The following is a 14,350-nucleotide window of genomic DNA, read 5'->3' on the forward strand; positions in this document are numbered from 1 at the left end:
TTATGGCCGCGCGTCGCTCAGGCGCGGCGCAGCGCCAGCACGGCGTTCATCCCGCCAAAGGCGAAAGCATTGCTGAGCGCCACATCGACCTGCGCCTCGCGTGCCTCATTGGGCACGACGTCGAGCGCGCATTCCGGGTCGGGTTCCTCATAGCCAATGGTCGGCGCGATCACCCCATCCCGCAGCGCCATGATACAGGCCAGAAGCTCAACCGCCCCGGTGCCACCGATGATATGACCATGCATCGATTTGGTGGAAGAGATCATCAGCCGGTCCGCATGGGTGCCGAAAACATCCGCCACGGCGGCGCATTCGGTCTTGTCGTTGGCCGCCGTCCCGGTGCCATGGGCGTTGATATAGCCGACCTCTTCGCGGTTGATGCCCGCGTCGGCCAGCGCCCCTTCCATCGCCCGCGCGGCCCCGGCCTTGGAGGGCATCACGATGTCGCTGGCATCCGAGGTCATGGCGAAACCGGCCACTTCGCAAAGGATCTCGGCCCCCCGCGCCCGGGCATGTTCATAGTCTTCAAAGACAAAGACACCCGCGCCCTCGCCCTGCACCATTCCGTTGCGATTGGCCGAGAACGGGCGGCAGGCATCGCGGCTCATCACGCGCAGCCCTTCCCAAGCCTTCACCCCACCAAAGCAGAGCATGGATTCCGATCCGCCCGTCACCATCACCGGGCTCATGCCAGAGCGGACCATGGCAAAGGCCTGCGCCATGGCGTGGTTCGACGAGGCACAGGCGGTGGAGACGGTGAAGGACGGCCCGCGCAGGTTCCATTCCATGCTGACATGGCTGGCCGCGGCGTTGTTCATCAGCTTGGGCACAACGAAGGGATGCACCCGATTTTTGCCCTCTTCGTAAACCGCGCGGTAATTGTCGTCCCATGTCGAGACACCGCCCCCCGCCGTGCCAAGCACAACCCCTGCGCGGGCGGCCAAGTCATCGGTGAAGGTCAGGCCCGATTGTTCGATCGCCTCGCGGGCGGCGGTGAGGGTGAATTGCGTGAACCGATCATAAAGCGCGATTTGCTGGCGGTTGTAGCGGCCCTCGGCCTCGAACCCGCGCACCTGACCGCCGATGCGGATGGCCAGCCGCTCCACATCCCGGAACTCTAGCGGACCGATGCCGCATTTGCCCTCGCGCATGGCCGCCAGCGTCTCGGGCACCGACAGGCCCAGAGCGTTGATCGTGCCCGCGCCGGTGATGACAACGCGCCGCATCGCTCAGCTCTGTTCGGCCTGCAGCCGCTCCACCCCGGCGACGATGCTGCGCACGGTCGAGATGTCGAAATCGCTTTCGCTGGGGCTGTTGGCGTTGAAAGGCACGTTCACGTCAAATGTCTCTTCGATGGCAAAGATGCATTCCACGACGCCCATGCTGTCGATCCCGAGGTCTTCGAGCGTGCTGTCGAGCGTGACATCCTCCGGCTCTATCATGGCCTGTTCGGCGAGGATGGTAATGACCTGATCCTGAGTGCTCATGCGGCGTCCCCCAACATATGTCCGCGGCAGGTTTAGTCAGCCTTGTCGCCTTTGGAAACCACCTTTTGCAAGGCCGCGACATCACGCAGCAACTTGGGCAAACGGCGCAGCGCTTTGTAGATTTCGGTCTGCTTGCTCATCTGTGTGGCGGGGTAGCCCAGCATCGTGCGTCCCTCGGGCACGTTGGACAGCACGATCGTCCCGCCCCCTGCGATCACCCGGTCCCCAATCGTGATATTGTCCGCCAGACCGACCTGCCCGCCCAGCACCACATTGTCGCCCACGCGGGTCGAGCCGCCAACGCCCGCCTGCCCGCAGAGCAGGCAGTTTTTGCCAATCACCGCGTTGTGGCCGATATGCACGAGGTTGTCGATTTTCGTGCCGTCGCCGACCTGCGTGTCGCGAATGGTGCCGTTGTCGATGGTAGAGCCCATGCCCATTTCGACATCCGCACCGATGGTCACGGCGCCGAGCGAATGGATACGGGTCCAAGGCTGCGGGGCGGCATCACCCTGATCGCCCAGCGTTTGCCGCGCGCTTTCCACGGTGGACAGCTCAGCCGTCACGAAAGAGAAACCGTCGCCGCCCAAGCGCACGCCCGACTGCGCGATGAAACCCGATCCAATGGTGATCCGCGCGCCGATGCTGACATGTTCGCGCAGAAAACAGCCATCGCCCAATGTCGCATCCACGCCGACAAAACACAGCGGCCCGATGACGCTGCCCGCGCCGATCCGCGCCCCGGCAGAGATCACCGCCAAGGGGCCGACCGAGACGCCTTCGCCCAGCACGGCCTCGGGGTCGATCACGGCAGTGGGGTGGATGCCCGGCTTGAACCCCTGCCCCTTGTCGAGCATCCGCGTCACGCCGGAAAGCGCGTAGCGCGGGCGGTTGGGCAGGATCGCGGCCTTGAGGCCCAGAGCGCGCCAGTCGGCCCCTTCCCAAAGCATCGCCACTTCGGCGGCGCCATCGGAAAGGCTTCTGGCATAGCGTGGGTCCATCGCCAGCGCCATTTCGCCCGATTTGGCGCTGGCGGGTTCCGCGACGCCGCTTACCTTGAGTTCGATGTCACCCTCGGCGCTGGCGCCGACGGCTTTGGCGATTTGCTGAACACTATAGGTCATTTCGGGCGGCCCTTACTTGTTGCGCGCCCGAGAGTTACCCCTGAACGCCGCGCAAGGCCACCCCCGCCTTGGAGAGTGCGTTCCAGATCAGCGCATCCCGGCCATATACGTCATCGCGATATTCGGTATGGCCGCGGGCGTTGGTCACGGCGGTGCGGTAAATCAGATGCACCGGCACCTGCTCTTCGAGGACGACGCGCGTCTCGCGTCCGCTGCGCAGAATGGCCTGAAACTCACCTTCCGGGTCTGCTGATTGCGGGGCCAGCAGCGCATAGGCGAATTCAAAGGGCTCGGCCAGACGCACGCAGCCATGGCTGAAGGCACGCACGTCGCGGGCAAACAGGCTCTTGGCCGGGGTGTCATGCAGGTAGATGTTGTATTTGTTGGGGAACATGAACTTCACCAGACCCAAAGCATTGGTCTTGCTGGGCGGTTGGCGCATGGAGAAGGGGAAGGTCCGCGCGGTGTAGCGGCTAAAGTTGACCGCGCCGCGGTTCACCTTGCGGCCCCGGCTGTCGGTAATCTCGATATGGCCCACGGCATAGGGGTTGCGTTTGAGCTGCGGCAGGTATTCCCCAGTGACGATCGACCGCGGCACATACCAGCTGGGATTGACCACCATATGCTCCATCACGTCCGAGAATTCGGGCGTTGGACGGTCCTCGCGCGCGGCCCCCACGACCGATCGGGTTTGGAAGGTGATCTTGCCATCGTCGATGATCTTGGCCGAGAAATCGGGGATGTTCACAAGGATATGGCGTTTGCCGCGGTCGGTGTTGAACCAACGCTCACGCTCAAGTGCGACCATGACCGATTGCAGCCGCTGCTCGACGCCAATGTTAATCTGTTTCATCGTGGCCGGACCGGCGACGCCATCGGTGTTCAGCCCGTGGGCCTCTTGGAACTGGCGCACGGCTTCGGTCAGGCTGGCGTCATAGCCCATGGCGTTGGACCGCTTCAGAAAGCCCATGGCGATCAGACGGTTGCGCAGGGCAATCACGTCATTTCCGGTATCACCCGGCTCAAGCTTGCCCGCGGGCACCGAGGGGCCCCAGCCGCCCTGCGACAGCAGTTTTTCCATCGCGATCTTCTCTTTCAGCAGCGCATTATACTCAAGGCTGCGCGGCGGCAGGGCGCGGAAATAAGCGGCAGGCGTGGATTTGGGCAGGTCTTGCAGATAGGTCTTGCGGTCACGGTATGGAATTTCGCGCACGATCTGGCTGATGATCCGTTTGGGGATCAGCACACCGGTCTGCACGTCGCGGGCATAGCGCAGGAACACGCGGCTCAACTCCACCTCGGCGAATCCCCGGTCGCGCGGGGTCTTGGCTGTGCGCAGCATTTCCAAGACGGCATCGGGGTTGTAGCGGGTGACCGGCAGGCCATGATCATCCGCCGTGGTGATCGCCCGCATCAGTTCCGACCGGCGCGCACGGTGCTCTTCGGCGGCCCCGGTCCAGATGGCGGTATAATCGTTCTCACGGTAGAAGGCGGCGATGTCATCGTCTTGGGCAGCAGCTTCGGCGACGGCTTGTTTGAAGGCGGTGACCTGCGCCGTGGCAGGCGCGGCAAGGACCAGTGCCGAAATCAACAGGGCAAACCCTGCGATAAATTTGGACAGTTGCCGTGAAAAAGTCGCGCTGAAACCCATGTCGTACCCCGTGAATATACCATTGCCGCCGCGCGACCCTATTGCCTGCCCGGTTTGCCAATAATACTACGCGCAAGTCCATTCAAATTTCCGTTCGCAGGAAAAACGCGTGATGGCCTGTGCGGATTGCGCATCGGTTGCCCCTGCAAACCTTGGGTTTTTTAAACGCATTGCGCAAAAACTTGCCTAAATTTGAACCACTCGGGAACCATTCCGATTCAGCCCTTGGTCAGGTTTTCCCGCTATGCAATAACAATGTTGCATCTGGGGATGAGATGAATGGCCCATGTAACATCTTGGGTAACTTAGGCAGACGACGGGACAGAGACACATGACAGGCAAAAGCTCCTCGGGGATGACCCGGCGCGCCCTTCTCGGCGCATTCGCAGCAACCACCGTTGCAGCAGCTCCCACCTTCTCGAACGCGGCAGGCTTTCTACGGGGCGCAGGCGACATTCGCCGCATCCGCATGTATTCGGGCCGCACCGGTGAGCGGTTGGACATGATCTATTGGATCGAAGGCCACTATATCAAAGACGCCTTTGCCGAAATCAATCATTTCATGCGCGACTGGCGGACCGACGATGTCATCAACATGGACCTGCGCACCATCGATATCATGGCCGCGTCGCATAATCTGCTGGATGTGAACGAGCCCTATATGCTCCTCTCCGGCTACCGCAGCCCGAAAACCAACGCGATGCTGCGCTCCCGTTCCAGCGGTGTGGCCAAGAATTCGCTGCACCTCAAGGGTCAGGCCGCTGACCTGCGCCTCGCCTCGCGCTCGGTGCATCAGGTGGCGCGCGCGGCGATGGCTTGTCGCGGTGGCGGTGTCGGGCGCTACTCCGGCTCGAACTTCACCCATATGGACTGCGGCACAGTGCGCAGCTGGGGCGGCTGATCGCAGCCTCTCGGGCGGGATGAGTGAATTGTTAAGGGCGCCTTCGGGTGCCTTTTTTGTTGCCCGATTTTGTCGCCGGTGGGCTTTCGCTGGCGGTGGTACGGCTCTACGGTCGCGCCAAACACATGCCGGGGAAAGAGATGCAGATAAAGGCGGCGCGCATTGCGGTGATCGGTTTCGGGCCGCGCGGCCTTGGCGCGTTGGAGGCTCTGTCGCAACGGCTTACGGGGACCGAAGGGCGGATACAGATCGACCTTTATGAACCCGGCCCCCATCCCGGCGCGGGTCCGAACTTCGCCCCCTCGGAGCCCACCTATTGTCTGCTTAACATCCCAAACCGAGATATCGCGATCCGCCCGCCGAAGGGGTCGCGGGTCGGACATTTCGCGGAGTGGCAAGACCGCGCCGTAGATCCCGACAGTTTCCCCTCCCGCGCTGAAATGGGCCGCTACCTTATGGCGCGGCGGGACGATCTTTTTGCCCGGGGTTTTACGAAAACTGGCGTGACTTGCAGGGTGATCCCCGCCGCTGTGGCCCGCATCTCGCCCGAGGGGGCAGGCTGGCGTGTGCAATCGGAAAGCGGGTCGGAGGCGCTATATGACGAAGTGCTCCTCACCCTCGGGCAGCCCCCTGTCGAGCCGGACGCGCAGTGGGCCGATTGGGAAGAGCACGCGGCGCGGCGCGAGGCGGAAGTCGCGCAGGCCTATCCGGCTGCAGATCTGCGCCCGAGGGCGGCGGCATGGCGGGGCAAGCACGTCGCGATTCGGGGCTTGGGGCTGTCGACCTATGACGTGTTGCGCGGTCTGACCATGGCACAGGGCGGGCGTTTCGACGCGGCGGGCTATCATGCCTCGGGCCGGGAGCCCTGCCGCATTCTGCCCTTCTCGCTCAACGGGCCCCCCCCTTCCCCAAGCCACAGGATGCCGCTTTCGACGCGCTGTTCGATCCCACATCGGAAGAGACCACGGGCTTCTCAAAAGCCGCCACCGCTGCGATCAATGCGGCACCCGAGGAGGCGCCTTCGTTGATCTCTGACGCCCTCCTGCCCGTGGTTGCGCGTATCCTTGCACCTCAGAATGTGGGGGCGGCGGAAATCGCGAACTGGCTCAAGGTGGAATGGTCAGACCCCGGCACGCAGGACCAGTTGCCCCCAATGGAGGCGCTGCGCCATGGGATAGACTTGGCCACCGGAGAGGTCGCGCCGAGTATTGGCTACACGCTCGGGCAGGTTTGGCGCAAATGGCAGGACGCATGGCGCGCGGCCTTCAACCCGGGCAAGGCGTCGCCCCAGACATCCAAGCGGCTGATAGACTTCGATGAGGGGCTGAAACGATATTCCTACGGCCCACCCCTCGCCTCCGCTCGGGAGCTTTTGGCCCTGATCGACGCAGGGCTGGTCGACCTGTCCTTCGCCACCGATCCAGAGATCACGAATAGCGCGCAAGGCTGGACATTGCAGGCGGAGGGGCACGCGGCGGAGGTGTCGGTCATCGTCGACGCGGTGCTGCCTGCGCCGAACCTCTCGGTCATCGCAGCACCGCCCCTGCCCGATCTCATCTCCCAAGGTTTGGTCTCCTCGCTGTCATCCGATCTGGCCGCAGCGACCGCGCCTGACGGGACGCTGCGCGCCCCTGACGGACGCCCCGTGCCCGGCCTTTGCCTGCTGGGGCGGCTGGCGCTCGGCAGCGTGACGGCGGTGGATTCCCTGCACGATTGCTTTGGCCAATCCGCCGACCGTTGGGCGCAGGGCGTGATCGACAGGCTGTCGGTTTGACACGCTGCCGCTTGGCTACAACAGTTTGTGATCCGGCCCGCGCGATGGAACGGCAAGGCGCTGAAACGGTTTCCCTTTCAACACGAGATTGAAGAATAGGGGAACGACGCAATGAAGAGACGACATTTCATCACCGGTGTAGCCGCCAGCGGTGCCGCATTCGGCGGTGTCCTTGCCACGCCCGCACTGGCGCACCCGCCCAAGGAAATGCCGAGCTATGACGTGCCGCCAGAGATGATGCCGCGCAAAGTGCCGATCGCGGCAGGCGCGCCGCCCTATGAAATCCACGTCGATCCCGACAATTTCGCACTCTACTGGACACTGCCCGACAATATGGCGTGGCGCTATACCGTGGGCGTGGGCCGCCCTGGTCTCTACGAATCCGGTGAGTTCTACGTCGGTGCCAAGAAGGAATGGCCGAGCTGGACCCCGACCCCAAGTATGATTGACCGCGAACCGGAGAAATACAAGAAATACGCCGATGGTATGGAAGGCGGTTTGGACAATCCGCTGGGGTCGCGTGCCCTCTATCTCTTCACGGAAGAGCGCGGCGATACCTTCTTGCGCATCCATGGCACCAATGACCCCAGCACATTGGGCAAACGCGTCTCGAACGGCTGTGCCCGTCTGGTGAACGATCAGATGGCCGAGCTCTATAACCGCGTGCCGATGAACACCCGCGTGGTGCTTTACGAACCCATCGGCTGAGTTTTCTTTCGGCCACATCAAGTAGCCCGGAGCGGAGAATATCCGCTTCGGGCTTTTTTGTGCCTCTCGGTCGACCAGTAGGATTGAAACATTTCACACGGGCCAAAGAGGTTTGCCTGCGGTGGCGGCACACACGTTTCTGCGACGACTGTGTAACAGGTCTTGAACGCTTTTCGCGGGACCGACTAGCGTCATGGGCCTCGGCCCACGGCGCAGGGATAACCTATTAATAACGGTATCTTATGCGGATATGTCAATTTGTTACGATCTGATCGCGCCGGGTCTCGCTCTAACACTGGGCCGTGATCCGAGTTGCTTTGTAACCGCCCCTCACTGCGCCTTAATATCATTGTATCGAACGGGCCTCCCGACCTCCCCGCCTCTCCCCAGAGCGAGAAAGCCGACGCCCTTTCCCAAACCTGAAAGGACTAGAACAATGAAACTCTTTATCGCAACCGCCGCCGCCACTCTGATCGCCACCGCGAGCTTCGCAGGCCAGTCGACACGCTACGAAGACCTGCGCTTGGACACGTCTGTCACGGCTGATGTCGTCCATGCCGCGGATGCCGGTGAAACCCGCCCTAATGAGCGCGCCGCTGACCTGCGGTTGGAAACATTCTCGGACGAGAGTGCGCCGGTCGCCACCTTCTCGACCAGCGGCCCCGTGAGCAGCTTGGGCGAAGGTTTCGCCTATGGTGGTTATGGCGCGGGCAACGACTCCCGCTAAATTGTCTTAGGTAGACCCGAGAGGCCCGGCCCGAAAGGTGCCGGGCTTTTTTCTTGCAGGCGGAGCCGCATGGCCCGATGGGCAACAACTTCTTTCTGCAAAAAAGGGAAAATGGCGGAGCGACAGGGATTCGAACCCTGGAGACGGTCTCCCGCCTACACACTTTCCAGGCGTGCGCCTTCGACCACTCGGCCACCGCTCCGTTGAGGCGGGGTTTAGCTTGGGGGGGCAGTGAGTTGCAAGAGCGAATTCCCCCCAGAGAGGATAAATTTATCTAACCGCCCAGATGAACATAGACACGGCGGTTCAAACGGCCCTTTTTCTCAATCTTTCCAAGGCGAAGCGCGCCGATCTCGCCCGTGCGCGCGACATGGGTGCCGCCACAGGGCTGTAGATCGATGGGGTCCTGCGCCTCTCCGATGCGGATCAGGCGAATGTCCCCCCGTCCGCGCGGCGGGGCGACGGACATGGTTTTGATAAGTTCAGGCGCGGCGTCCAATTCGGCTTCGGTGATCCAGTCCTCGCTCACCCGCGCATCGAGGGAGACGAAGTGGTTCAGCGCCTCCTCCAGTTCCTCGCGGTTCTGCGGCGCATCGGGCATGTTGAAATCAAGGCGCCCGTGGGTGGCCGAAATCTGTCCCCCCGTCACCGGATGGGGGATCACGACCGACAGAAGGTGCAGCGCCGTATGAACGCGCATGTGCTTGTGGCGGCGGTCCCAGTCGAGCTCCTGTTTCACGAAAGCGCCCACCGGCGGCAAGGGACGCGGCTCTGCCGGGACCAGCGCGATGCCGCCGCTGTCGCGGTCGCGCACCGTAGTTGCAATGGTAAGCTCTTGCTTGTCCCAGGTCAGCCACCCGCTGTCGCCCGGCTGGCCGCCGCCCGTGGGGTAGAACAGGGAATTGTCCAAGATCACCCCACCTTCGGGCGTATGGGCCGCCACGCGGGCCGGGGCGTCGCGCAGGTAGGTCTCGGTCCGGTACAGCTCGCCCGTCATGCCTGCGGCTCCGGCTTTGCGTCATCTTCTATTTTCGGTGCTTCGGCCTTCAACGTCTCAGGGTTGCGCAGCCATAGGTCGCGTTGGGCAAAGGGAATTTCGATTCCTTCTTCTTTGAAACGCGCGGCGATGGCGTGGTTGATGTCGTTCTTGACCTTCATCATCCAGTTCACATCCCGCAGGTAGCAGCGCACCTCGAATTCCAGCGCATCGGCCCCGAAGTTCAAGAACAAGACCGCGGGCGGCGGGTTGGTCAGCACGATGGGCTGCGCCTCGGCGATCTCTTGCAGGATGCCTTCGATCCGTTTGGTGTCGGTGCCGTAAGCCACGCCCACGGGCACGATGAGGCGGCCCACGGTATTGCCGCGGGTGTAGTTGGTGACCGTGCCGCTGATTAGGTCAGCGTTGGGCACGATGACATCGGTGCGGTCGAAGGTCTCGATCCTTGTGGAGCGCACCGAGATGTCGCGCACATAGCCCATCTGGCCACCCACCTCGATCCAATCCCCCTCGGAGATCGGACGTTCGATCAACAGGATGATGCCCGAGACGAAGTTCGACACCACGTTTTGTAGGCCAAAACCAATACCGACCGACAGCGCACCGGCGACATAGGCCAGCGCAGAAAGGTCGATCCCTGCCCCGGTGATGGCGAGCAGCGCGGCGAGGAAAATCCCGACATAGCCGATCCCCGAGACGATGGCGTTCTGCCCGCCGATGTCCATCCGCGTCTTGGGCAGGACGTTGCTGCGCAGCGCCCCTTGGATCAGACGGGTGGCGGCATAGCCGATCACGAAGATCACCGCGAAGGAGAGGAAATCCGTGGGACGGATCCGCGTCTCGCCAAAGGCGAAGCCGCGGCTGAACAGCGCCCAAAGCTCAGTCAGGTCGGTGACCCGCGCGCCCCATGCCAGCGCCATCACGGGCAGCGACAGCAACAACAGGATCAGGCCAAAGAAGACGGGCATCAGCGCTTCGCGTGCCTGCACCCCTTGCCCGGTCATGGCACCGTAAACATCGGCCAAGAAGCGTTGCAGCGTCATCACCAGCCCCAGAAGCACCAGCGTGGTGACATAGGGCGGCAGCAGCGAAACGGCGGCGTTGTAATAGCCGCTGATCAGCAGGAGGGGCGCGACCACGGCCACGATCATCGCGCCCAAGCCCAGCCCGCGCACGACGCGGTTCAGGGTCGAGGTCCGCGGCTCTTCGGCGGCGGAGACATCTTCCGTCACCGGATCGCTATAACCGCGCAGGATTTTCCCGATGCGGAACAGGGCAAAGGCGCTCAGCAGCATCACCGGTAGGCGCAGCACAGCCTCGGTGGTTTCGGCCGGTTGTTGGCCATCGAAAATGGCGGTGATGATGGCGCCAAGGATGACGGTGACGGTGATGATGCTGACGTAGAAACGAACCGCTTTGCGCTCAGCCGCGGGCAGCAGGATCAGCGCCTCGTCCTCATCGCGAGAGAACACCCGTTCGGCGACCCAGCGAACGCCCAGCATCGCGCCGCCGATCACTGGGATCAACTTTACAAGGGTCGAGCCGCGGGGGCCGAGCCAATCGGTCGCCAAGACGGCCATGGCCAGCAAGACCAGACCGACCGTGGGCAGGATGATCCGCAGAAGAGACACGACAAAGCGCCAAATGCCAAAGCCGCGCGCGCCGAATTGCTGAAGCCGACCCACAATCGCGGTCGACCAATGGTGGCCACGGAAGATCAGCACCAAGCCCAGAACGGTGAGGGCCAGAACCGCAGGGAGAGAGGCGCGCAGGCTGCGCCGCGCCGTGTCGGCATCGTCAGGCGCTTCGGCGGCGATCTCACCCGCCGCTGTCGCCAGATCGTCTATCGCGCTGCGCCAATGGACGGGGTTGAGCGGCGTGGGCACCACCTCCATCAACTGCTCAGTCTGGCGTTCGCGCAGCGCAACGTCGATCTGCCCGATCAGCGCATCGGCGCGCAGATATGCCGCTTCGGCCCGCTGAACCGGGGTCAGCAGTGTGTTGAGCTGTCGGTTCAACTCTTCACGGTTGGCGGCGACTTCGGGGGATTCCGGCTCGGCCCCATCGCCCTCCGGCGGGGTTCCGAGCGCGGCCAATTGTTCGCGCAGCGCGCTGATCCGCGCCGCGTTCAGGTTGCGCGCTGCGTCGAATTCGGCGCGGTAATCCACCAGCCGGGCGCGCTGCACCTCCAGCATGGTTTCGGTGGTATCGGGAGCGTCAATCGCCTCTTCAGCCGAAGAGGCGACGGTTTCCCATTGGTCGAAATCCGGCAGAACCGGTTCCTGTGCGACAGCCGCGCCGGTCAGCCAGACCAGCAACGCGGTAAGGCCAAGGGCGAAGCGGAGCATTTGGGTCATGTATCCTCGAAAACACCTGGGATGGATTGCGGCGCGGCATCAAGCCAAGCGGGCGTCGGCAGCCCCTTCTCGCGCAGGAACTCCGGGTTGAAGAGTTTGGATTGATAGCGCGTGCCAAAGTCGCACAACACGGTCACGATGGTATGGCCCGGCCCCATCTCTTTCGCCAGACGCATGGCCCCGGCGACGTTGACGCCCGAGGAGGCACCAAGGCAGAGCCCCTCATTCTCCAGCAGGTCAAAGACGACCGGCAACGCCTCTTCGTCGGAGATGTTGTAGGAATAGTCGGGCTTGAACCCTTCGAGGTTTGCGGTAATCCGCCCCTGCCCGATGCCTTCGGCGATGGAACTGCCTTCGGACTTCAACTCGCCTTCGGTATAGTAGCTGTGCAGCGCGGCCCCATCGGGATCGGCAAGCGCGATTTTGACGCCCTTGGGTTGCAGCGCCATGGCCACGCCGACGAGCGTGCCGCCCGAGCCGACCGCGCAGCAAAAGCCATCGACCTTGCCGCCGGTCTGTTCCCAAATCTCGGGACCAGTGGTTTCGATATGTGCTTGCCGGTTGGCGGTATTGTCGAACTGGTTGGCCCAGATCACCCCCTCGGGCGTGGTCTTGGCCAGTTCCTTGGCCAAACGCTCGGAATAGCGGACAAAGTTGTTGGGGTTTTTGTAAGGAGCCGCAGGCACCTGCACCAGTTCGGCACCGGCCAGCCGCAGCATGTCTTTCTTTTCCTGCGACTGGGTCTCAGGGATGACGATGACGGTCTTGAACCCCATCGACGCGCCCACCAGCGCAAGCCCGATGCCGGTGTTGCCCGCGGTGCCTTCGACAATGGTGCCGCCGGGCTTCAACTCACCCCGTGCGATGGCGTCGCGGATGATGAACAGCGCCGCGCGGTCCTTGACCGATTGGCCGGGGTTCATGAACTCCGCCTTGCCCAAGATTTCGCAGCCGGTCTCTTCGCTCGCGCCGCGCAGCCGGATCAGCGGTGTGTTTCCAATGGCCTCGGCCAGATCTTTAGCAACCTGCATGTTTGCCCCCAGTTCATGTTCCGTCCGGTTTAGCTGTCGCGCCTTCGGACCTCAAGCGTTCGCGGTGGCGGGCAAGCCAATAGGCGCTTGCCACCAATGGCGCATTGGCCAGCGCCTGCGCATCGGCCAAGGCCATCAGATCATCGAATGACATCAGATGCGACCGGATATCCTCGCCCTCCGCAGCCAAACCGCCGGTGCCGATGATATGATCCGGCAAATCTGCCAATCCCACGAAAATGTGAAAGAATTCCGTCGCATTCCCTGGGGAGGCATATACGTTTCCGACCGGCTCCAAGGCGCCCACGGTGATGCCCGCCTCTTCCTGCGCTTCACGCCGGGCGGCGGCCTGCGGTGTCTCGCCGGGGTCGATATGGCCTGCGATGGGTTCCAACTGCCAGCGGGTATGATCGCCGCGCGCCAGCGGGCCCATGCGGATTTGCTCAACCAGCAGCACGCGGTCGCGCAGCGGGTCATAGGGCAGCACCAAAGCTGCATCCGCGCTGACAAAAACCGCCCGGTCGATCTGCGCCGACATGCTGCCGTCAAATGTCTCATGTCGCAGAGAGATTTCATCAAGGGCGAAGAAGTTCGCGTAAACGCGGCGGCGGTCGGTCACTTCGACCTTGCCATCGAGCGCCAGCGGATCATGCATGCCCTGTGTCGCCAGCACCTGCTGATGGGCCCGACGGCGGATCATCGGGAACATCGCATCGACCTCGGCCCGCGGGCGCTTGCCCATATAGCTCATCACTTCGCGCGCGGCGTGGCAGGAAGGCGCGGCCCAATCACGCTCCCACTCAGGCAAGGACCATGGCCCCTGCGCGGTCCAGCGCCCGGGCTGGGGCAGATAGACCTCAGCCCCCTGCCCGTCTGCCAGTGTCACCGGCACCAAATCATAGTCGAACGCGCCTTCATAGAAATCGAGCCGCGCGAAATCATCCGCGCTCAGGCCCCGCACCAGCAAGCCCTCGGCCTGCGCGCCATCGCGCGTCTCAATCGTGGGAAACGGGCCTTCGGCGGCGGCAGAGACTTGGTAGCCGGACAGATTGGCGGGGCTGAGATCAATCGCCTCGGCGGAGCGGCCAAGCACGATTTCCAACAGCGGCAGATGCCGCAGAGTGCCGTAGATAAAGAGATGTCGCATGGTGATCAGGGCCAACGGTTATAAGCAAATTCGGTCAAAAGCCCTGCGATCATGCCGCCGACGACAAGTGCCACGCCGATGGGCACGGTGGCGATCATTAGGCCGAATTCCGCGCCGATCTGGAACACGGCGACGATGGCCTCGAAGGGATCGTCATAGCGGTTGCGCAACGCCAGCCGAACCATTTCATTCGCCGCCTGCAAAAAGATCGCCCAGAGCATCAGCACGAAGACACCGGCAAAACCGTTGTTGATCGCAGCCACGATGCCCCGGCCCGCGCGCCGGCCCATCACGCGCCAGCCCACGATGAGGCCCAGCACCACGTTAAGCGGCAGGAAATACCCGAAATCCGTGCTTTCCGGCATCAAGGGCACGACCATGCCCGACAGGACAAAGGCCAGCACGGCGAGTGAGATCGCTGCCATAAGTCGTGCACCAGTCGGCAT

The 14,350-nt window shown here is 63.0% G+C and carries 14 protein-coding genes and 1 tRNA gene; 5 read left to right on the plus strand and 10 right to left on the minus strand.

The window, feature by feature from the left end; all coding sequences use genetic code 11:
• Window positions 1-17: 17 nt before the first annotated feature.
• Genes HKX24_RS14170 through HKX24_RS14185 form a run of 4 tightly spaced genes read right to left on the minus strand, consistent with a single transcriptional unit; the run spans window position 18 to window position 4,262 of the window.
• The gene (locus HKX24_RS14170) at window positions 18-1,226 is read right to left on the minus strand and encodes a beta-ketoacyl-[acyl-carrier-protein] synthase family protein (RefSeq protein ID WP_271691315.1); all 1,209 of its coding nucleotides are present in this window, start codon (window positions 1,224-1,226) and stop codon (window positions 18-20) included.
• A gap of 3 nt (window positions 1,227-1,229) precedes the next feature.
• Window positions 1,230-1,487, minus strand: coding sequence for an acyl carrier protein (locus HKX24_RS14175; RefSeq protein WP_271691316.1), 258 nt, complete (start codon window positions 1,485-1,487; stop codon window positions 1,230-1,232).
• 32 nt (window positions 1,488-1,519) lie between these two features.
• The gene (gene lpxD / locus HKX24_RS14180; RefSeq protein WP_271691317.1) at window positions 1,520-2,611 is read right to left on the minus strand and encodes a UDP-3-O-(3-hydroxymyristoyl)glucosamine N-acyltransferase; all 1,092 of its coding nucleotides are present in this window, start codon (window positions 2,609-2,611) and stop codon (window positions 1,520-1,522) included.
• 34 nt (window positions 2,612-2,645) lie between these two features.
• Window positions 2,646-4,262 (minus strand): L,D-transpeptidase family protein, encoded by a 1,617-nt coding sequence (locus HKX24_RS14185; RefSeq protein WP_271691319.1) that lies wholly within the window; start codon window positions 4,260-4,262, stop codon window positions 2,646-2,648.
• Between the two features lie 331 nt (window positions 4,263-4,593).
• On the opposite strand from HKX24_RS14185, the gene HKX24_RS14190 reads away from it, so the two are divergent.
• From HKX24_RS14190 to HKX24_RS14210, 5 genes are all read left to right on the plus strand, one after another.
• Entirely contained in the window at window positions 4,594-5,163 is a 570-nt protein-coding gene (locus HKX24_RS14190; protein WP_067267369.1) for a DUF882 domain-containing protein, read from the plus strand.
• 47 nt (window positions 5,164-5,210) lie between these two features.
• Window positions 5,211-6,191, plus strand: coding sequence for an FAD/NAD(P)-binding protein (locus tag HKX24_RS14195; protein ID WP_276154067.1), 981 nt, complete (start codon window positions 5,211-5,213; stop codon window positions 6,189-6,191).
• The gene (locus HKX24_RS14200) at window positions 6,188-6,937 is read left to right on the plus strand and encodes a hypothetical protein (RefSeq protein WP_276154068.1); all 750 of its coding nucleotides are present in this window, start codon (window positions 6,188-6,190) and stop codon (window positions 6,935-6,937) included. The genes HKX24_RS14195 and HKX24_RS14200 overlap by 4 nt, the downstream gene beginning before the upstream one ends.
• A gap of 111 nt (window positions 6,938-7,048) precedes the next feature.
• On the plus strand, window positions 7,049-7,645 hold the full coding sequence (locus HKX24_RS14205; RefSeq protein WP_271691322.1) for a L,D-transpeptidase: 597 nt from the start codon (window positions 7,049-7,051) through the stop codon (window positions 7,643-7,645).
• 436 nt (window positions 7,646-8,081) lie between these two features.
• On the plus strand, window positions 8,082-8,372 hold the full coding sequence (locus tag HKX24_RS14210) for a hypothetical protein (protein WP_271687259.1): 291 nt from the start codon (window positions 8,082-8,084) through the stop codon (window positions 8,370-8,372).
• A 112-nt stretch (window positions 8,373-8,484) separates the two neighbouring features.
• Here HKX24_RS14210 and HKX24_RS14215 read toward each other — a convergent pair.
• The 6 genes from HKX24_RS14215 to HKX24_RS14240 all read right to left on the minus strand — a co-directional run bounded on the left by HKX24_RS14215 (window position 8,485) and on the right by HKX24_RS14240 (window position 14,350).
• A tRNA-Ser gene (locus HKX24_RS14215) sits at window positions 8,485-8,574 on the minus strand.
• Window positions 8,575-8,646: 72 nt separating this feature from the next.
• Window positions 8,647-9,369, minus strand: a complete 723-nt coding sequence (locus HKX24_RS14220; RefSeq protein WP_271691323.1) for an alanyl-tRNA editing protein — start codon at window positions 9,367-9,369, stop codon at window positions 8,647-8,649.
• Window positions 9,366-11,726, minus strand: coding sequence for a DUF3772 domain-containing protein (locus tag HKX24_RS14225; protein ID WP_271691325.1), 2,361 nt, complete (start codon window positions 11,724-11,726; stop codon window positions 9,366-9,368). Before HKX24_RS14225 ends, HKX24_RS14220 begins: the two co-directional genes overlap by 4 nt.
• Entirely contained in the window at window positions 11,723-12,757 is a 1,035-nt protein-coding gene (locus HKX24_RS14230; RefSeq protein ID WP_271691326.1) for a cysteine synthase A, read from the minus strand. Before HKX24_RS14230 ends, HKX24_RS14225 begins: the two co-directional genes overlap by 4 nt.
• A gap of 13 nt (window positions 12,758-12,770) precedes the next feature.
• A complete protein-coding gene (locus HKX24_RS14235; RefSeq protein WP_271691327.1) occupies window positions 12,771-13,904 on the minus strand; it encodes an NUDIX domain-containing protein in 1,134 nt (377 codons plus the stop codon).
• A gap of 5 nt (window positions 13,905-13,909) precedes the next feature.
• Complete coding sequence (locus HKX24_RS14240; RefSeq protein WP_067266699.1) at window positions 13,910-14,350, minus strand: TrgA family protein; 441 nt, start codon at window positions 14,348-14,350, stop codon at window positions 13,910-13,912.

The sequence above is a fragment of the Sulfitobacter sp. M85 genome (assembly GCF_029285915.1).
In the GTDB taxonomy this organism is placed as follows: Bacteria; Pseudomonadota; Alphaproteobacteria; order Rhodobacterales; family Rhodobacteraceae; genus Sulfitobacter; species Sulfitobacter faviae.

Coding starts and splice junctions, on each gene's coding strand:
- HKX24_RS14170 (WP_271691315.1), bottom strand. CDS start 1,226: ATGCGGCGCGTTGTCATCACCGGCGCGGGCACGATCAACGCTCTGGGC.
- HKX24_RS14175 (WP_271691316.1), bottom strand. CDS start 1,487: ATGAGCACTCAGGATCAGGTCATTACCATCCTCGCCGAACAGGCCATG.
- lpxD (WP_271691317.1), bottom strand. CDS start 2,611: ATGACCTATAGTGTTCAGCAAATCGCCAAAGCCGTCGGCGCCAGCGCC.
- HKX24_RS14185 (WP_271691319.1), bottom strand. CDS start 4,262: ATGGGTTTCAGCGCGACTTTTTCACGGCAACTGTCCAAATTTATCGCA.
- HKX24_RS14190 (WP_067267369.1), top strand. CDS start 4,594: ATGACAGGCAAAAGCTCCTCGGGGATGACCCGGCGCGCCCTTCTCGGC.
- HKX24_RS14205 (WP_271691322.1), top strand. CDS start 7,049: ATGAAGAGACGACATTTCATCACCGGTGTAGCCGCCAGCGGTGCCGCA.
- HKX24_RS14210 (WP_271687259.1), top strand. CDS start 8,082: ATGAAACTCTTTATCGCAACCGCCGCCGCCACTCTGATCGCCACCGCG.
- HKX24_RS14220 (WP_271691323.1), bottom strand. CDS start 9,369: ATGACGGGCGAGCTGTACCGGACCGAGACCTACCTGCGCGACGCCCCG.
- HKX24_RS14225 (WP_271691325.1), bottom strand. CDS start 11,726: ATGACCCAAATGCTCCGCTTCGCCCTTGGCCTTACCGCGTTGCTGGTC.
- HKX24_RS14230 (WP_271691326.1), bottom strand. CDS start 12,757: ATGCAGGTTGCTAAAGATCTGGCCGAGGCCATTGGAAACACACCGCTG.
- HKX24_RS14235 (WP_271691327.1), bottom strand. CDS start 13,904: ATGCGACATCTCTTTATCTACGGCACTCTGCGGCATCTGCCGCTGTTG.
- HKX24_RS14240 (WP_067266699.1), bottom strand. CDS start 14,350: ATGCCGACTGGTGCACGACTTATGGCAGCGATCTCACTCGCCGTGCTG.